Here is a 17594-nt window from a genome sequence, read left to right as displayed (position 1 = left end):
GTGGAGCTGCTCATCGACGTCCGCTGGCTGCTCGCCCGCCAGACGGAGATCCTGCCCACCGACCCCGGCGTCGACGACTACTCCGCGCTGGCCGCGGCCGTCGCCCGGCACCGCGTCAACACGCCGCGCCTCGGTGAGCACGCCGACGCCGCCTGGCGCGCCGCCGCCCTCCTCCACACGATCGTCCAGCTCAGACCGCTGCCCTCACGTAACGCGCTCTTCGCCTGCGGTGTCGCGGTCGCCTACATGCACGCCTCGCACGAGGGCATCGACCCGCCCTACGGCGCGCTGATCGAGCTGGTCAAGGACCTGCAATCGGCCGACGCGACCGTGTACGGGGCGGCCGGGCTCATCCGGTCCTGGCGCATCTGACCCGCCCGGGGCCGCGCGGCCGGCGGTGGACCGCCCGGGGACGGTGCGCCCCGCGCCCCGTTCCGCCGGTGTCAGCCGGGGTGGCGGAAGCCGCCCTCGGAGTCGATGACCTGGCCGGTGACCCAGGCCGCCTCGTCCGTCGCGAGCCAGGCGATCAGCCGGGCCGGGTCGTCCGGGAGACCCCACCGGCCGGCCGGGAACATCGCCGCCACGGCCGCGTACGCCTCCCCGGAGAGATAACCGGTGTCCACCGGCCCGGGGTTGACGGTGTTCACGGTGGCCGACAGCGGCGCGAGCGCGGTGGCCAGGGTACGGGTGGCCGAGGCGAGCGCCCCCTTGGCCAGGCCGTAGGCCACCTCGCCCGGCATGCCGCCACCGTGGTCCTGGCCGGAGGTCATCATCATCACGCGCCCGCCCGCGCGCTCCGGTGCGGGCAGCGCCGCCCGCAGCCGGGCCCAGCCCTGGACGAGCAGGATCACCGAGCGGGTGTCGGTGGCCCAGTGGGCGTCGAGCATGGCGGCGTCCACAGTGTCGAGATCGCCGTCGAAGCCGCTCAGCGCGTGATTGGCGACGAGGATGTCGATCCGGCCGCCGAGCGCGTCCGCCGCGGCCCGCAGCAGTTCGGCCGGCGCGCCGGGATCGGCGAGGTCGGCCGGCCCGTGGGTGACGGTGGCGTCCGGGTCGCCGAGCGCGTCGCGGACCTCCGCGGCCACTCCCTCGGGGCCGGCCGGGTCGGCGCCCCAGGGTTGGCCGGCGTCGTGCGCCGTGTGGTGGTGCAGATGGACGCTCGCGCCGTACGCGGCGAGGCGGCGCGCCACGGCGAAGCCGATCCCGGCGCGCCGGGAGGCGCCGGTGACGAGCGCGGTCCGGCCGCGCAGCGGCAGCGGGTCACGGCGGAGGGCGGCGGGCGGGGGCACGGGGAGGGAGGGCTGTCCGGTCACGGCCCGCCATCCTGCCGGGCGCGGTGCGGCGCCGTCACCCGTTTATCGGCGCGCCGCCGGACGGCCCCGGTGGGGGATGTCCGGCACGGCGGCGCCCGCGCGCCCTGAGATGATCCCTCCGCCGGCGTCCGTGCCGGCCGGAGCGGTACTGTGGAAGGTGGGCGATGTTCGCGAGATCCCTGGGGGACGACGGCGCGGAGCTGCGTCCGCTGGAGCCGTGGCAGGCGGCGGAGTTCCTGGCCCACATCGACCGGGGCCGCGAGTTCATCGGACGCTACATCGGGCTGCCGGATGTGATCACGGACCTCGCGTCGGCCCGGGAGTACCTGCGGACCTACGCGGAGAAGGCCGCCGCGGACACCGGCCGGGTCCACGGGATCCACTGGGACGGGGAGCTGGTCGGCGGGGTGCTGCTGCGGACGATGGACGTGGCACGGGGCATCGCCGAGGCGGGCTGCTGGCTGGAGCCGTCGGCGGTGGGCCGGGGGCTGGTGACCCGGGCGGTGCGGGTGCTGATCGACTGGGCGGTCGACGAGCGGGGCATCCACCGCGTGGAGTGGTGGGTCGCCTCGCGGAACGAGCCCAGCATCGCCGTGGCCCGCCGGCTGGGGATGTCCCGGGAGGGTGTCCTCCGGGAGAGCTACCCCTACCGGGGCAAGCGGCACGACATGGAGATCTGGTCGGTCCTGGCCCCTCAGTGGCGCGCGGCCCGCCCCACCCCGGCGGTCTGAGCGGCGCGCCCGGCGGGTCCGTCAGCCGTGCCGTCCCCCGGTGTGGTGGCGGACGGCCGAGCCGGTGCGGGACTTGACGACCTCCAGCTGGACGGGCACGCGCCGCCGCAGGTCGGGGACGTGGCTGACGATGCCGACCGCGCGGTCCCGCTCCCGCAGCGCGTCCAGCACGTCGAGCACCTCGTCGAGGGTCTGCTCGTCCAGGCTGCCGAAGCCCTCGTCGATGAAGAGGGTGTCGAGGGGGGTGCCGCCCGCCTCCTCGGTGACCACGTCGGCCAGGCCGAGGGCGAGGGCGAGCGAGGCGAAGAAGGTCTCGCCGCCGGAGAGGGTCGCCGTGTCCCGCTCGGCGCCGGTCCAGGCGTCGACGACATGCAGGCCCAGACCGGAACGGGCCCGGCCGGAGGCGCGGGCGTCGGAGTGGACGAGGGTGTAGCGGCCGGCGGACATGCGCCGCAGGCGGGCGCTCGCGGCGGCGGCCACCTGCTCCAGCCGGGCGGCCAGCACATAGGACTCCAGCCGCATCCTGCGGGTGTTCTCCGCGGAGGTGCCGGCGGCGAGGGCGGCCAGGCGCGCCACGCGCTCGTAGGTCTCGCGGAGCGGGGCGAGCCGCCGGGCGCCGTCCAGGGCCTGCGCGGAGAGGCGGTCGAGGTCGGCGGCGCGCCGCTCGGCCTCGGCCCCGGCCGCGGAGGCGGCGCGCAGCCGGGCGGTGGCGGCCTCCAGCGTGGCGCGCGTGGCGCCGGGGTCGGCGGGCGGCAGGGCAGCGGCGGCGGAGATCTCCGGGTCCGCCAGATCCGCGGCGACCGCCGTGGCCTCGGCCTGCCAGGCGTCGAGGCGGTGCCGGAGTTCCCGCAGGTGGGCGTCGTCCAGGGCGGCCTCGGTCACCGCGGCCAGGGTGTCGAACCCCTGCTCGAAGGCGGCGTCGGCGAGCCGGGCGTCGGCCTCCTTGAGCCGCGCGGCGGCGCCGTCCGCGGCCCGGGCGGCGTCGGCGGCGCCGGCCAGGGCGGCGGCTTCCCGTTCCAGGCCGGCGACGCGCTCGGCGAGGCCACCGGCACCGCCCCGGGCACGCGCCAGCTCCTCGTCCAGGGAGCGGAGCTCGGCGGCCAGGCCGTCCCGGCGGGAGGAGCGGGCGGCGGCGCGCTGGCCGGCCTCCCGGCGGACGGCGAGCCGCCGCTCGCGCTCGGCTTCCGCCCGGGCCAGGGCCTCACGTGCGGCGGGCAGGTCCGTGGCCAGGGCACGGGCCCGCGCGTGGTCCCCCCGGAGCCGCTCCGCGGTTCCGGCGAGCGCGGTGGTGGCCTCCCCGTCCGCCTCCGCGCCGGCGGCGGCGCGGGCGTCGCGGAGGGAGCGCAGCTCCCGCTCGGCCTCCTCGCGCGCGGCGTCGGCCCGGCGGTACGCGGTGTGCGCGGTCTCCTCCTCGTCCCGGCCGACGTGCCCGTCCGCGCGGGGCGCGGGCCGGGGGTGGTCGGTGGAGCCGCAGACGGCGCACGCCTCACCGGGGACCAGGCCGGCGGCGAGTTCGGCGGCGACGCCGAGCAGCCGGCGTTCCCGGAGGTCGAGCCACCGCTGACGGGCCTCGCCGGCGCGGTCGCGGAGGTCCCGCAGCAGCTCACCGGCGCCGGCGGCGCGGGCGGCGAGGTCGTCGCGGCGGCGGGCCGCGGCGAGCCGCCGTTCGGCCTCGGCCGCCGCGGCGCGCAGGGTCTCGGCGCGGGTCACGGCCTCCTGCGCGGTGTCGATCCGCGCCTGGTGGTCACGGCGGACGGCGTCCCAGCCGTCGAGCCAGCCGTCCGTCTCCCGCAGCACGTCCTCGTCGGCCTCGGCCTCGCGGTCGAGCTCCCGCTGCTCCCGGGCGATCTCGCCCGCCCGCCGCTCCGCCCGCCGGGCGGCGGCGAGCCGGCCCAGTTCCTCCCGGTGCGCCCGTTCGAGGGCGGTCAGCCGGTCGGCGCCCGCCTGGGCCAGGTCAGGGGGGAGCAGCAGACGCGCCCGGTGCTCGGCTGCGGCGGCGGCGCGGTGGTCCCGTCCGGCAGCGTCCCGCAGGTCCAGCACGGGCAGGACGCGGGCCGCGGCCCGGGCGCGGTCCAGCCGCTCCCGCGCCCGGTCGCGTTCGGCCCGTTCCGTCTCCAGCCGCGCCGCGCGGCGCCTGGCGTCGGCGTGGAGCCGCTGGAGCCGGGCCCGTTCGGCGACCGCCTCGTGCTCCCGCTGCGCGGCCTCGTGGGCGGTCTCGGCCGCGCGCACCGCCATGGCGGCGATCTCCCGCGCCTCGCGGACGTGCGCGCGGGCGACCGCGGCCCACTCCAGCACCGCGCCGGCCAGCCCGGGACGGCCCGGCGTCACGTCCGGCAGCGGGTGGCCGGCGAGGCCGGCGCCGGCGGCCTGGGCCATCCGGTGGGCGAGGGCGAGGAGCTGTTCGTCGGCGGCGGTGACCTCGCGTTCGGCGGAGCGGCGCGCCTGCGCCAGGTGATCCTCGACGGCGGCGAAGCGGCCGGTGTCGAAGAGGCGGCCGAGGAGCGCCGCGCGGTCCTCCGCGCCGGCCCGCAGGAAGCGGGCGAAGTCGCCCTGCGGCAGGAGCACGACCTGGCAGAACTGATGGCGGTCCAGCCCCAGCAGCTGCTGGATCTCCTCGCCGGTCTCCTGGTGCGAGCGGCTGAGCCCCCGCCAGCCGGCGGGGGTCCGCTCGCGCAGCCAGGTCTGGGCCTTGTCCCGGGTGTGCCCGGTGCCGCGCTTCTTGGGGCGGAGCTGCTCCGGGCGGCGGGTGATCTCCAGACGGCGCCCGCCCGCGGTGAGGTCGAGGACGACCTCGGTCGGGGTGTCCGCGGCGGCGTGATCGCTGCGCAGCGCGGGCAGGCTCCCCTGCCGGGCGCCGGGCACCCCGCCGTAGAGGGCGTAGCAGACGGCGTCCAGGACGGAGGTCTTGCCGGCGCCGGTGGGACCGTGCAGCAGGAACAGCCCGGCGGCGGAGAGCTCGTCGAAGTCGATGTCGTGGGCGCCGCCGAAGGGGCCGAACGCGCTGACGCGGAGCCGGTGGAGCCTCATCGGCCGCTCTCACGGAGCGCCTGCCCGGCGCGGACGGTGTCGAAGGCCTCCTGGAGCACGGCGCGTTCCCGCGGGTCCGGGCCGCCGCCGCGGACATGGCCGACGAAGTCCTCGGCGATCTCCTGGTCGGTGCGGCCGCCGAGGCGTTCGGCGTAGGACGCGCCGGGGTCACCGGGGTCCCGGTCGGGTTCGAGGACGAGGTTCAGCAGGTGCGGGAAGCGGCGCGTGAGCCGGGCCATGGGCTCGGCCGGGCGCACGGGGTCGGTGAGGGTCGCCTCGACCCAGGCGTCCTCGGCCGTCTCCAGCGCCGGGTCGACGAGGAGGTCGTCGAGGCGGCCCCGGATCCGGGCGAGCGGGCGGGGCACGGGGCAGTCGGCGCGTTCGGCGGTGACGGCGCCGTCCGCGCCGAGGTCCACCAGCCACACGGACTTGCGGTGCGCGGCCTCGGAGAAGGAGTACGCCAGCGGGGAACCGGAGTAGCGCACGCGGTCGGTGATGGTCTGGCAGCCGTGGAGGTGGCCGAGGGCCACGTAGTCGACGCCGTCGAAGACCCCGGCGGGCACCGCGGCGACGCCGCCGACGGTGATGTCCCGTTCGCTGTCGCTGGCGGTGCCGCCGGCGACGAAGGCGTGGGCGAGGACGACGGACCGCGTGGTGGCGGGCCGCGCGGCCAGATCGGCGCGGACCCGGTCCATGGCGGCGGCGAGCACGGCGGCGTGGGACGGCCTCTCCACCCCGAACTCCTCCCGCACCAGCGCCGGTTCGAGGTACGGCAGCCCGTAGCAGGCGACCTCGCCGTGTTCGTCGGCGAGCACGGCGGGACGGCCTGCGGCGCGGGGGTCGGTCCGCAGGTGGATCCCGGCGCGCTCCAGCAGGCCCGATCCGACGCCGAGCCGGCGGGCGGAGTCGTGGTTGCCGGAGATCATCACCACGGGGACACCCAGCGCGGCGAGCCGGTGCAGCGCCTCGTCGTACAGCTCGACGGCGGCGAGCGGCGGCACGGCACGGTCATAGACGTCCCCGGCGACGAGGACGGCGTCGGCCCGCGTCTCCCGCGCCGTGGCGACGAGGTGGTCGATGAACGCGGCCTGGGCGCCGAGCAGCCCGACCCGGTGGAAGGAACGGCCCAGATGCCAGTCGGAGGTGTGCAGAAATCTCACGGCAGGAACCTCACGCGCAGCTGTCTCCCCCGGTGCCCTCGGTGGTCGGCGCCGCCGGGGCGGCGGCCCGGGACACTCTAGTCCTCCTGTCCGGCCCGCCGCCCGCGGGCGGGGCCGGCGCCCGGGGCCGAGGGGGGTTCGCGAGGGTTCGCGGGGGTTCGCGGAGGCGGCGGGACGGGCTCCGCGGGGGCGCCGGGCGGCGGCACGAGTTGCCGGGTCTTCCCCGCCACCGCACGATGGTCACAGCGGGAGTCGGAGGCACCGTCAGGACGCGTCCTGGCCGATCACCACTGGAGTCGCCATGGCCCCGTACTTCGCGAGAGCAGCGGAATCACTGGTCTCCGACGCCCTCGAAGGTTTCGCCCGGGCCCACCCGGGCCTGGTGGAGCATGTGCCCGAAGGCGGTTTCGTGCGGGCGCTGCACACCTCCCCGGCGCGCAGGGTCGGGTTGCTGTCGGGCGGCGGCTCCGGGCACGAGCCGCTGCACATCGGCTTCGTCGGGGCGGGCATGCTGGACGCCGCCTGCCCGGGCATGGTCTTCTCCTCGCCGCACAACCGGCAGGTGTTCACCGCCTCGATGGCGGTGGCCCGGGAGGACGGTGTGCTGCACCTGGTGAAGAACTACACCGGGGACAAGATCAATTTCGGGATCGCGGCCGAACGGCTGGCCGACGAGGGCATCGCGGTGGCGCGGGTCCTGGTCGACGACGACGTCGCCTCGGAGTCCGAGGACATCGCCGTCGGCCGGCGCGGCACGGGCGGTGCCGTGCTGGTGGAGAAGATCCTGGGTGCGGCCGCCGACGAGGGGACCGGGCTGCTGGACCTGGCCGACCTGGGCACCCGTCTCGCGGGCCGCTGCCGCTCCATCGCCGTCGCGTCGGCGGCGCACACGGCTCCCGGTGACGGCGCCCGGGCGTTCGACATCCCCGTCGGCCAGCTGGAGTTCGGCGTCGGTATCCACGGCGAGCGGGCCAACCGCACCGTGGTCCAGGAGCCGCTGGACAGCCTGCTGGACACGATGGCCGAGTCGCTGCTCGGGTCGCTGCCGCTGGAGCGAGGGGAATCGGTGATCGGCCTGGTCAACGGCCTGGGGGCGGTGACCGGTCTGGAGCTGTACGCGATCGCCCGGGAACTGGGCCGGGTGCTGGACACGAACGGTGTGGAGCTGCGGCGCAGCCTGGTGGGGCACTACGTGACCGCCCTCGACATGCGCGGCTTCTCCCTCACCCTGCTGTCCGCCGACGACGCCGTCGTCAACTGGTTCGACGCGCCGGCGCAGACCGCCGCGTGGTGCCGCTGACCCCTCCCGGGCGAGGAGCTGATGACATGACTTCCAGTACGGTCTTCGACCGGGCCTTCACCGACGCCTGGATCCGGCGGTTCGCCGCGTCGGTGGCGGCCACGCAGCAGGAGCTGACCGCGCTCGACCAGGCCGCGGGTGACGGGGATTTCGGCTCCAATCTGGGGTCGGGCCTCACCAGTTCGCTGCGCCTGCTCGACGAGGCGCCGGACGGTGACCCGGCCGACGCCTCCGTGCCGCTCACCGTGACCGCCACGGCCTTCCTGGACAGCGTGGGCGGGACGAGCGGCCCCATGTTCGGGCTGTTGTTCCAGCGGATGGCCACCGCCGTCCAGGAGGCCGGCCCGGCCCTGACCACCGCGGCCCTCTCGACCGGCACCCGGGACGGACTGGAGGTCATCCAGCGGGTGGGTGAAGCGACCGAAGGGGACAAGACGCTGGTCGACGCGTTGGCGCCGGCGGCCGAGGCGCTGGGAGGCTGCGCCGCGGACGTGCTCCCCGACGCCGCCCTCGCCCTGGCCGCCGAGGGGGCCTGGGTGGGGGTGCGGAACACCGCCCTGCTCCGGGCACGGCGGGGACGCGCGAGCTACATCGGCGACCGGGCCTCCGGCGTACCGGACCCGGGCGCCGTGGGCATCGGGCTGCTGTTCGCCTCGGCGAGGGGCGGGGTCTCCGAGCTCCGCCCGCTCCTCGCCGAGCTGCCGCCGCACGAACCGGTATGACCGGGCCGGTCAGGCCCCTCCCGCCCCGGGGGACGCCCCCCGCGGGCGGGTGGGGCCGCCCGCCGGCGCGTCGCGGGGCGGCACGACCCGGGCGGCGGCCCGCCCCTCGGGGATGGGGGGCCGGCTCTCGCCCCAGGCGAGCAGCCGGGGGTCCTCCAGCGTGTCCACCCAGAGGTCGGTGAGCGCGAGGGACTCCTCGTCCGGGCGGGGCCCGACGCCGACCACGCGCATCCCGGCCCGTACCGCGGACTGCACCCCGACGAGCGAGTCCTCCACCGCGAGGCACGCCGCCGGGTCGGTGCCGGTGGCCCGGGCGGCGGCGAGGTAGACGTCCGGGTGGGGCTTGGGGCGCATCCCCTCCCCGGGGACGACGACGTGGTCGAAGTAGAGCAGGAGCCCGGCGGTGTCGAGGCAGGTCTCCACGACGTCCCGGGGGCAGTTGCTGGCCACGGCGAGCGGCGCGAACTCGTGGACCAGGGCCACCAGAGCGGCGGCCCCCGGGGAGGTGACGGGGTCCTCGGCCACGAGCGAACGGAAGCTCTCCAGCAGCTGGTCCGTCATCTTGTCGGCCAGTTCCGGCCGCCCGGCGGTCTCCGCCAGCAGGCGGCCGCAGTCGGTGTAATGAATTCCCTTGGCGCGTTCGGAGAATTCCTCGTCCGGGGTGACACCATACTCCCGGAGCACCAGGCGGCGGGCTTCCACCCAGTGCCGCTCGGTGTCCATCAGAGTGCCGTCGCAGTCGAACACGACGGCCTTCGGGGTCCAGCTGAGAATCCGGTCTGCTGTCACTTTTCCGACCTTCCGCGAGACGTCTGGCCTGGTGGACTGCGGTCGGCCTCTCCCTCGCCCTCCCTCGTTCACAGAAAGGATTTTCCGTGCGGTAGGCCGCCACCGCGTTCGGGAATTGACGCCCCGTAACAGGGTCGCCACATTCGCGTCATGTCACCCACGGAATAGAGAGGACATTGCAAAAGCCACGGTAAATTCCCGCACGGCGGCCCGTCAATTGCCTCCGGCTTAATAGGCTTAAGTGATCGGTGATATACAGCCGACGCTGCGGCAGAGAATTCCAGAATTCCATCCGACAATCATGCGGGGGCATCCACGCGGCCCCGCGGCGGGCGCCGCGGGCCCGGCCCGGCCACGGCGGTCCGGAACCAGCCGCGGGCCGGGACCGGCCACGAGCTCCTCAGCCCTGCCCGTCCCCGGCGTCCTGCCGGTAGGTGACCTGGCCCAGTTCCAGGGCCGCCGTCCCGGCGGTGGCGTCGGCCAGCCACTCCCGGAACCGCTCCAGGTCCGTCTCGGCCACCCCCACCTCGATGGCGACCCGGGCGCCGTAGCGCACCCCGCGCACCGTACGGCCGGTGGCCCGCAGGTCGTTCTCCAGCCTCCCGGCCCGTCCGTGATCCACGGTCACGGTGGCCAGCCGCACCGGGTGGCGGGCGACCGTGCCGAGCGCGTCCAGCGCCTGGCCCACCGCGCCGCCGTACGCGCGGATGAGGCCGCCCGCGCCGAGCTGGACACCGCCGAAGTGGCGCGTGACGACGGCGACGACATCCCGGACCTCGCGGCGCAGCAGCATCTGCAGCATGGGCACCCCCGCGGTGCCGCCGGGCTCGCCGTCGTCGCTCGACTTCCGCACGGCCCCGGCGGGCCCGAGGACGTACGCCCAGCAGTGGTGGGTGGCGCCCGGGTCCCGCTCCCGGACGCGCCGGATCACCGCCCGCGCCTCCTCCTCGGTGGCCGCGGGCGCGAGCGTCGTCAGGAAACGCGACTTCCTGACCTCGGTCTCGTGGACCCCTTCGCCTGCCACCGTGCGGTGCTGCCCGTCCTGCATCGGGCCAGCGTACGGACCCCGGCGCCCGGGGCGTCCGCCGCCCTGCCCGCCGGCGGCCGGCGGTGGGCGTGCCCCGGCGCCCCCGCCGCCGTCACCGGGGAATGCGCCCGGCGCGCGCCCTGTTGACGGCGGCATGCATCAGGACACGGAGACGATCCGGCGGATACTGACCGGCACCGGCGGCACCTGGGCGGTGGTGGGCCTGTCCTCGAACACGGCCCGGGCGGCCTACGGCGTGGCGGGCGTGCTGCAGCGGTACGGCAAGCGCGTTGTGCCGGTACACCCGAAGGCGGAGACGGTGCACGGGGAGCAGGGCTACCCCTCCCTGGCCGACATCCCCTTCCCCGTGGACGTGGTGGACGTCTTCGTGAACAGCGCCGAGGCCGGGAAGATCGCCGACGAGGCGGTGGCGGCCGGCGCGCGGGCGGTCTGGTTCCAGCTCGGGGTGGTCGACGAGCGGGCGTACGAGCGGGTCCGCGCCGCCGGGCTGGACATGGTGATGGACCGCTGCCCGGCCATCGAGATCCCCCGGCTGGGCTGATCCGCCCCGGGCGGCACCGCCCCCGCCCCCGTCCACGGCCACCGGCCGTCAGCGGGCCAGGCCCTCGACGACGGCCGCCCCGGGCAGCCCGGCGAGCACCTTGCCGGTGACGATCAGCTTGCCGCGCCGGCGGCCGCTGCCGACGACGAGGTGCGGGCGGTCGACGACGGCCGCGTCCACCAGCAGCGGCCAGTGCTCGGGCAGGCCGATGGGCGTGATGCCGCCGTACTCCATGCCGGACTCCCCCACCGCGGTGTCCATCGGCGCGAACGACGCCTTGCGGGCGCCGAGATGGCGCCGCACGGCTCCGTTGACGTCCAGCCGGGTGGAGGAGAGGACCACACAGGCGGCGAGGGTGGTCTCCCCCGCCCGCCGGGCCGCGACGATCACGCAGTTGGCCGAGGCGTCGAGCAGCCCGGGGCCGTACGCCTCGGCGAAGACGGCGGTGTCCGCCTTCTCCGGGTCGGTGTCGACATAGAGGACGGACTCGGGGCCGGCCGTGTGGCGGGCCGTCACGGCCTCGGCGACCGGCGGGCAGAGCACATCGAGGCGCTCGGCCGCGGGCCACGCCTCGTCGAAGGTTCCGATGGGGGCTCGCATGGCCGCACGGTAGCAAGCGGACGGGGCCGGGCGCGGGCGAGGCTCCCACGCCTTCCGGACGCGCGGCCCGCCGGCCGCGGACAGGCCGGCCGGCCCGGCCCGGGCCCCCGCCCATGACGGGCCCGGCGGCCGCTCACCACTGCCGGATCGCGTACAGCAGCAGCGCGAAGCCGTGCAGGGCGACGGCCGCCAGCAGCAGGAGCCGCAAGGTGCGGTTGTTCATGGCCGGACCTTCCTCCTCGTGACCCTCCCCGCGGTCTTCCTCCGCGTGGCCTTCCTCAGCGTCCTCCGCGTCACCCGCGGTGGGCCGCCGGGCCGGGGTCCGCGCCCGTCCCCACCTCGGCCGGCCCCGCGCCGGAACCGCCCCGCCCGGCGGTGCCCTCCTCCGTCAGGCCGGCCGGCGCGGCGAGCGCCCGGAGTTGCGCGGCGGTGACCCCTTCCGGCGGGGGTTCCGGCGCCGGGGTGCGCAGCGGTGGCCGCCACCCCGTCCCCGGCTCCCAGCGGCGGACCACCCGGGCCGGCGCGCCGGCGACCACGGCGTGGTCGGGCACCGTGCCGCGCACCACCGAACCGGCGGCCACCACCACGTTGCGGCCGATCCTGGCCCCGGGGAGGACCACCGCGCCGGCGCCCAGCCAGCTGCCGGCGCCGATCTCCACCGGCGCGGTGCGCGGCCACTGGCGGCCGATGGGGGTGTGGGGGTCGTCATAGGCGTGGTTGTCGCTGGTGACGTAGGTGTACGGGCCGCAGTAGACCTCGTCGCCGAAGATCACCGGCCGGGAGGCCACCACGTGGCTCCCGCGCCCCAGCACGACACCGTTCCCCAGCACCAGCACCGGGTCGGGCCCCAGGTCGAGACCGGGCATCATCCCGGCCGTCAGCGTGACCTGCTCCCCTATCACACAGTGCGCCCCGAGGCGGATCCATTCCTCGCCGAAGACGGTGCCCTGCGGGTAGGCGAGGCGGGTGCCCTCCCCGATCCGCCCGAAGCGGTAGGGCCCGGGGGTCTCGCGGGTGACGGCGCCGGCCTCCCGCACCCAGCGCGCGCCGCGGTGCACGGCCCGCGAGACCGCGCGGCGGCGCCAGGCGGCGAGGGAGGAGAAGGGGTTCCGCTGGATCGGCACTCCGTCACCGTACTCATCGGTAGCCGCCGTGGTCCCCCGGGGCGGGGTGTGACCTTCGCCCCACGCGACCGCCCCGGGACGGCGGCGCCGCCCGCCGCCCCGCTCAGGTCACCCCCGTCCGGCGGCGGCCTCCCGGTGCGCCGCGGACAGCTCCCGGTACATCGCCGCGTTGAGCCGGATCGTCTCGCGCTCCTCGCCGGTCAGCTCCCGCTTGACCTTGGCGGGCACTCCGGCGACCAGCGAACCGGGCGGCACCCGCATCCCCTGCGGCACCAGGGCCTGGGCGGCGACGAGTGACCCGGCGCCGATGTGCGCGCCGTTGAGGACGGTGGCGCCCATGCCGATCAGGCAGTCGTCCTCCACGGTGCAGCCGTGCAGCACCGCGTTGTGGCCGACGGAGACCCGCTCACCGACGGTCACGGGGAAGCCGGGGTCGACGTGCACGGTGCAGTTGTCCTGGACGTTGCTGTCCGCGCCGACCACCACCGGGCCCAGGTCGGCGCGGACCACGGTGTGATACCAGACGCTGGCCCCCTCGGCCAGGGTGACCTCGCCGAGGACGACGGAGGTGGCGGCGGTGAACGCCCCCTCGTGGACCTCCGGCGTCCGGCCGGCCACCGCCGCGATCAACGCCCGTTCCGTCATGGCTCGCTCCTCGTCCGCGGGTGTACCGGGTGCGCCGGATGCGCTCCGGGCCGTTCCGGCTGTGCCGCCACGTCACCGGGTCACCACGGAGCCGCGTGACCGCGGATCCGCGGCTCCGCGTACCGTACGGCGGGCCGGCGCGCGGCCCCGCGCCGGCCCTGCCGCTCAGCTGTTCGGGCGCAGGGTCCAGACGATGGTCATCTCCCCGGTGACGGCCCCGTCCTCGCGGGTCAGCACCACCTCCACCGGGAACTCCGGGCGTGCGCCGCCGTCCAGCTCCGCGACCACCTCGGCGGCCGGGCGGCCCAGGCGGGCGGTCGCGGTGACCGGGCCCCGGGCGACCTTCCGGTAGTGGATCTCGGCCCGGACGGCGAGCGGCACCGCCCGGGAGAGCTGCTCGCCGAAGGCGGCGAGGACGACGGCGCCGCTGGCGGACTCGGCCAGCGTGAACATGGCCCCGGCGTGCGCGCCGCCGAGATGGTTGTGGAAGTCCGGCTGGTCGGGCAGCCGGACCGCCGCGCGCTCCGGTGTGGTTTCGCCGAACTCCAGCCCCAGGGTGCGGACCATGGGGACGGTGGCCGCCAGCAGGTCACCCGTCGCGGTGGACGAGGTCACGGCGGACGGGGGCGCGGCGGGCGAGGGAGGCGGGGTGGAGGTCGCGGCCGGTGGCGTCGTCTCTGACATGACCGCAGGTTACCAGCGGGTAGCACAACTGTGCGGCCCGGCGTGGCCGGACGTCACCGTCCGCTCTATCGTTGTCGGCCATGTGGCCAGGACAGCAGCCGCCCGGGGGCGAGCAGAACCCGCAGGACCCGCAGCCGTATCCGCAGCAGGGACCCGCGCAGCCGGGACAGCCGGCGCAGCATCACCCGTACCAGCAGGCGGGGCATCCGCCCCAGCCCAACCCCTATCTGCAGCAGCCGGGGTACCAGCAGCCCAACCCGTACCAGCAGCCGACCGCCCAGTGGGCGGCCCCCGGCACCCCCGGCGCGCCGAAGCCGCCGGACGACGGGAGGAAGACGAAGGCGGTCGCCATCGGCGCCGCGCTCGCGGTCCTGGTGGCGGCGGGCGTCACCGGCTTCCTGGTGTTCGGCGGTGACGACGGAGGCGGCCAGGCCGGCGGGGACCCGGATCCGTCGCCCTCCGCCTCGGCCTCCCGCTCCCCGTCGCCCTCGCAGAGCGCGGAGGAGAGCGACGGCCCCGACCCGGACAACCCGCGCGCGGGCAACCCGGCCGCCGAGCCGGTGGTCGAGGGCTGGCAGACGGTGGTCAACCCGAAGCGGCGGAACGCCTTCGACGTCCCCTCGGAGTGGGCGGTGAAGTCCCCGACCCTCGGCATCGGGTTCGAGGACGAGAACAGCAAGGAGGAGATACCCGGCGCCGTGACCATGATGACCGGGCCGGCCTACTACAAGGAGGACTCCTGCACCGTCGGGGACGACTCCTACGACCTCGGCGCCGCGGGAACCAAGGGCGCCCAGGGCGCGAAGAGCCTGCAGAACGCGGCCGAGACGGCGGCGGAGGTCTGGGTCTACGCCGCCTTCGACCAGGGCCAGACGGGCACCCGCAAGGTCACCGAGGCCACGTCCTTCAAGAGCGACCACGGGATCGAGGGCTACACGGCCACCGCCACGGTCACCGGCGTGAAGAAGAAGAACAAGTGCTCCTCCGACGGCAAGGCGTACACCGTCGCCTTCACGACGGAGGGCGGCGACTACGCGGTCTGGTGTCTCTACGCCGCGGCGGGCGTCGACGACGAGCTCCCGGACAAGACCATCGAGAAGATCATGAAGACCCTGCGGCCGCTGAAGAGTTCCTGAGCCGCGGGCCCGCCGACGCCGGGTACCGGACGGTCTCCGGGCAACCGGACGGGGACCCGCCCGCCGCGCCACCGCGCTCCGCCGCCGTCCCCCTCCCCGCACCGGCGGGAGCACGGCGGCGGAGCACCCCCGTCCGTCCGACACGAGAAGAGTCCTGACATGCCGTCACCGGCACGGGTCCGCCGCCCGGCCTGGGCGGGCCGGAACTACACCCTGCTCACCGCCGCCGCCGTGGTGACCGGCCTCGGCAACTCCGGGGCCCTGGTCGCGGCGGCGTTCGCGGTGCTGGAGTCCGGCGGCAGCGGGACGGACGTGGGGCTGGTCGCCGCGGCCCGCACGGTGCCGCTCGTCGTCTTCCTGCTCATCGGCGGCGCCGTCGCGGACCGCCTCCCCCGGCACCGGGTGATGGTCGCCGCCAACGCGCTCAACTGCGTCTCCCAGACCCTCTTCGGCCTGCTGGTGCTCAGCGGCGAGGCCCTGTCCGCGGGGCTCTGGCCGGTGCTGCTGCTGTCCGCCCTCGGGGGCACGGGGCACGCGTTCTTCGCCCCCGCCGCGGAGGGCATGCTGCTGGCCACGGTCTCCGGTGAGCACTCCGCGCGCGCCTTCGCCTTCTTCCGCATGGGCATGAGCGGGGCCAACATCGGCGGCGCGGCTCTGGGCGGGTTGCTCGTCGCCGCGGCCGGACCCGGCTGGGTCCTCGTCCTGGACGGGGCCGCCTTCGCCGTGGCGGCAGCCCTCCGGGCGTTCCTCGACATCCGGGAGATGCCCGAGCGGCCGCCCGCCGGCGGGCTTCCGGCGCAGCTGCGGGAGGGCTGGCGGGAGGTGGCCGGCCGGACGTGGCTGTGGGCGGTCGTCCTCCAGTTCGCGGTGATCAACGCGGTGGTCGGCGCGGCCGAGGCGGTCTACGGGCCGCTGGTCGCCCAGGAGCGGCTGGGCGGCGCGCGCTCCTGGGGCCTGGCCCTCGCGGCGTTCGGCGCCGGCACGGTGCTGGGCGCCCTGCTGATGACCCGGCTGAAGCCGCGCCGGATGCTGTTCACCGGCAGTGTGGCCGTCTTCGTGCTGGCCCTGCCCTCGGCGGCGCTGGCGGTGCCGGTGCCGGTCTGGGCCCTGTGCCTGGTGATGCTGGTGAGCGGCGTGGCGGTCGAGGTCTTCGCGGTCGGCTGGATGACGGCGCTGCACCAGGAGATCCCGGAGGACAAGCTCTCCCGGGTCTCCTCGTACGACTGGTTCGGCTCCGTGGCCATGGTGCCGGTCGCGACGGCCCTCGCCGGGCCCGCCGCGGACCTCTTCGGGCGCGAGGCCGCGCTGTGGGGCTGCTCGGCGCTGATCGTCCTGCTCACGGCGGCGGTACTGACCGTGCCGGACGTCCGGAACCTCACCCGCCGGGGACCGGGGGCGGCCGCCCCCGGCACGGTGGACGCGCTCGGCGGCAAGGCCACCGCCGCCCTGCCGGCGGCCCCGCCCGTGCCGCCCGTCCCCACCGGCCCGTCCGCCCCGGCGGCGGGCGAGGCCACCGGGCCGGAGGGCACCGGGCCACAGAGCCGCGGCTGATCCGGCGGGCCCGGCGCGGCCCGAGCGGCCCGGTGGCCCGGGCCCCGTCAGACCTCGAAGGCGCCCGGCGGCGGCACGGGCGGGGGCGCCGTCTGCCCGTCGTGCACCACGGCGGCCCCCGCCACCAGCCGCGCCAGCGCGTCGCCGTGCGCGACCCGCGCCGGGAACGGGTCCGCCGCGCAGCGCCGGGCCAGTTCCTCCACCGGCAGCTCCCGCCCGGAGGCGACGACCAGGCTGTTGGCGAAGCGGCGGCCGCGCAGGACCGCCGGCTCGGCGATCAGGCAGAGGTGCTCGAACACCGACCCGAGGGTGGCGAGTTGGGAGCGGAGGAAGTCCAGCGGCGGGCCGTCGGCGACATTGGCCACGTAGACGCCTCCGGGGCGCAGGACACGAGCCGCCGCCCGGGCGTACTCGGCGGTGGTGAGGTGGGGCGGCATCCGGGTGCCGCCGAAGACGTCCGCGATCAGCAGGTCGTGCCCGGCGGCCGGCGCACTCTCCAGCCAGGCGCGGGCGTCGGCGACATGGAGGGTGATCCCGCTGTCCGGCGGCAGCGGCAGCACTTCGGTGACGAAGCGGAGCAGTTCCCCGTCGGTGTCGACGACGGCCTGCCGGGAGCCGGGCCGGGTGGCGGCCACATGGCGGGGCAGGGTCAGGGCGCCGCCACCGAGGTGCAGAACGTCCGGCCCGGGCCCGCCGGCGGGCGGGTCCCCGACGGCGGCGTGAAGGACGTGGGCGACGCGCCGGGCGTACTCGAACTCCAGGTGCTCGGGCGCGTCGAGGTCGACGTACGACTGGGGGGCGCCGTCCAGGGTGAGCAGGTAGGCCCGCTCCCGGTCGACATCGGGCATCAGTTTGGCCAGGCCGCCGTCGACGGCCCGGCTCACGGGTATGGGCTCCTCCACCCGGCCATTGTGCCGTGCCGGGCCGGGACGGGCGGCGCCGGGGAACGACGGCGCCCCGGGGCCGCGCCGGTGGAGCCGGCAGGCCGCCGCGCGCCGGTGCGGCCCCGGGCCGCCGGCCGTCCCGGCACGCCGGGAGAGCCCGGCCGGGCCCGTGACCCTCACCACGGTGGCCCGGCCCGCGCGGGCACCGGCGCGGCGGCGCGGGAGCCGGCCCGTCCGCGGCGCGCCCCGCTCCGCCCCGGCCCGCGGCTGACCTGCGGCTGACCTGCGGACGGACGGGAGCCGGCCACGCGTGTCCCGCCACCGGCGGGGACGGGGCCG

At 76.6% G+C, this 17594-nt stretch carries 17 protein-coding genes; 7 read left to right on the top strand and 10 right to left on the bottom strand.

Features of this window, described 5'->3' with window-relative positions; all coding sequences use genetic code 11:
• On the top strand, positions 1-372 hold the full coding sequence (locus HCK00_RS13945; RefSeq protein ID WP_375781964.1) for a toxin Doc: 372 nt from the start codon (positions 1-3) through the stop codon (positions 370-372).
• Positions 373-443: 71 nt separating this feature from the next.
• On the opposite strand, the gene HCK00_RS13940 is transcribed toward HCK00_RS13945, so the two are convergent.
• Positions 444-1313, bottom strand: coding sequence for an SDR family oxidoreductase (locus HCK00_RS13940; protein WP_168102227.1), 870 nt, complete (start codon positions 1311-1313; stop codon positions 444-446).
• Positions 1314-1477: 164 nt separating this feature from the next.
• Between HCK00_RS13940 and HCK00_RS13935 the strand changes: the two genes are divergently transcribed.
• Complete coding sequence (locus tag HCK00_RS13935) at positions 1478-2044, top strand: GNAT family N-acetyltransferase (protein ID WP_168102226.1); 567 nt, start codon at positions 1478-1480, stop codon at positions 2042-2044.
• 21 nt (positions 2045-2065) lie between these two features.
• On the opposite strand, the gene HCK00_RS13930 is transcribed toward HCK00_RS13935, so the two are convergent.
• A complete protein-coding gene (locus HCK00_RS13930; protein ID WP_168102225.1) occupies positions 2066-5071 on the bottom strand; it encodes an AAA family ATPase in 3006 nt (1001 codons plus the stop codon).
• The gene (locus tag HCK00_RS13925; protein WP_168102224.1) at positions 5068-6231 is read right to left on the bottom strand and encodes an exonuclease SbcCD subunit D; all 1164 of its coding nucleotides are present in this window, start codon (positions 6229-6231) and stop codon (positions 5068-5070) included. The genes HCK00_RS13930 and HCK00_RS13925 overlap by 4 nt, the downstream gene beginning before the upstream one ends.
• A 301-nt stretch (positions 6232-6532) precedes the next feature.
• On the opposite strand from HCK00_RS13925, the gene HCK00_RS13920 reads away from it, so the two are divergent.
• Positions 6533-7531 (top strand): dihydroxyacetone kinase subunit DhaK, encoded by a 999-nt coding sequence (locus HCK00_RS13920; protein ID WP_168102223.1) that lies wholly within the window; start codon positions 6533-6535, stop codon positions 7529-7531.
• Between the two features lie 26 nt (positions 7532-7557).
• Positions 7558-8253 carry a dihydroxyacetone kinase subunit DhaL gene (gene dhaL, locus HCK00_RS13915; RefSeq protein ID WP_168102222.1) on the top strand — a complete coding sequence of 232 codons (696 nt, stop codon included), beginning with the start codon at positions 7558-7560 and terminating at the stop codon, positions 8251-8253.
• A 9-nt stretch (positions 8254-8262) separates the two neighbouring features.
• On the opposite strand, the gene HCK00_RS13910 is transcribed toward dhaL, so the two are convergent.
• Together HCK00_RS13910 and HCK00_RS13905 are read right to left on the bottom strand one after the other, a co-directional pair.
• Positions 8263-9042 carry an HAD family hydrolase gene (locus HCK00_RS13910; RefSeq protein ID WP_168102221.1) on the bottom strand — a complete coding sequence of 260 codons (780 nt, stop codon included), beginning with the start codon at positions 9040-9042 and terminating at the stop codon, positions 8263-8265.
• 400 nt (positions 9043-9442) lie between these two features.
• Positions 9443-10090, bottom strand: coding sequence for a YigZ family protein (locus HCK00_RS13905; protein ID WP_168102220.1), 648 nt, complete (start codon positions 10088-10090; stop codon positions 9443-9445).
• Positions 10091-10223: 133 nt separating this feature from the next.
• Here HCK00_RS13905 and HCK00_RS13900 point away from each other — a divergent pair, with 133 nt between their 5' ends.
• Positions 10224-10631: a CoA-binding protein gene (locus HCK00_RS13900; RefSeq protein ID WP_168102219.1), complete on the top strand. Its 408-nt coding sequence runs from the start codon at positions 10224-10226 to the stop codon at positions 10629-10631.
• A 48-nt stretch (positions 10632-10679) separates the two neighbouring features.
• Here the strand turns inward: HCK00_RS13900 and HCK00_RS13895 are convergent, their stop codons facing one another.
• The 4 genes from HCK00_RS13895 to HCK00_RS13880 all read right to left on the bottom strand — a co-directional run bounded on the left by HCK00_RS13895 (position 10680) and on the right by HCK00_RS13880 (position 13684).
• Complete coding sequence (locus HCK00_RS13895) at positions 10680-11231, bottom strand: YbaK/EbsC family protein (RefSeq protein ID WP_168102218.1); 552 nt, start codon at positions 11229-11231, stop codon at positions 10680-10682.
• Between the two features lie 293 nt (positions 11232-11524).
• The gene (locus HCK00_RS13890) at positions 11525-12355 is read right to left on the bottom strand and encodes an acyltransferase (RefSeq protein WP_168102217.1); all 831 of its coding nucleotides are present in this window, start codon (positions 12353-12355) and stop codon (positions 11525-11527) included.
• A 108-nt stretch (positions 12356-12463) separates the two neighbouring features.
• The gene (locus tag HCK00_RS13885) at positions 12464-13000 is read right to left on the bottom strand and encodes a gamma carbonic anhydrase family protein (protein WP_168102216.1); all 537 of its coding nucleotides are present in this window, start codon (positions 12998-13000) and stop codon (positions 12464-12466) included.
• Positions 13001-13165: 165 nt separating this feature from the next.
• Positions 13166-13684 carry a DUF4442 domain-containing protein gene (locus HCK00_RS13880; protein WP_206320344.1) on the bottom strand — a complete coding sequence of 173 codons (519 nt, stop codon included), beginning with the start codon at positions 13682-13684 and terminating at the stop codon, positions 13166-13168.
• Positions 13685-13764: 80 nt separating this feature from the next.
• Between HCK00_RS13880 and HCK00_RS13875 the strand changes: the two genes are divergently transcribed.
• Together HCK00_RS13875 and HCK00_RS13870 are read left to right on the top strand one after the other, a co-directional pair.
• A complete protein-coding gene (locus tag HCK00_RS13875; protein WP_168102215.1) occupies positions 13765-14820 on the top strand; it encodes a DUF8017 domain-containing protein in 1056 nt (351 codons plus the stop codon).
• Positions 14821-14979: 159 nt separating this feature from the next.
• Positions 14980-16371 carry an MFS transporter gene (locus HCK00_RS13870; RefSeq protein WP_168102214.1) on the top strand — a complete coding sequence of 464 codons (1392 nt, stop codon included), beginning with the start codon at positions 14980-14982 and terminating at the stop codon, positions 16369-16371.
• A gap of 47 nt (positions 16372-16418) precedes the next feature.
• Here the strand turns inward: HCK00_RS13870 and HCK00_RS27625 are convergent, their stop codons facing one another.
• Entirely contained in the window at positions 16419-17273 is an 855-nt protein-coding gene (locus tag HCK00_RS27625; RefSeq protein ID WP_311765312.1) for a spermidine synthase, read from the bottom strand.
• Positions 17274-17594 lie beyond the last annotated feature (321 nt).

Source organism: Streptomyces zingiberis (genome assembly GCF_012034935.1).
Classification (GTDB): domain Bacteria; phylum Actinomycetota; class Actinomycetes; order Streptomycetales; family Streptomycetaceae; genus Streptomyces; species Streptomyces zingiberis.
Note: the sequence above shows the minus strand (reverse complement) of the source record. Positions and strands in the feature narration are given on the sequence as shown.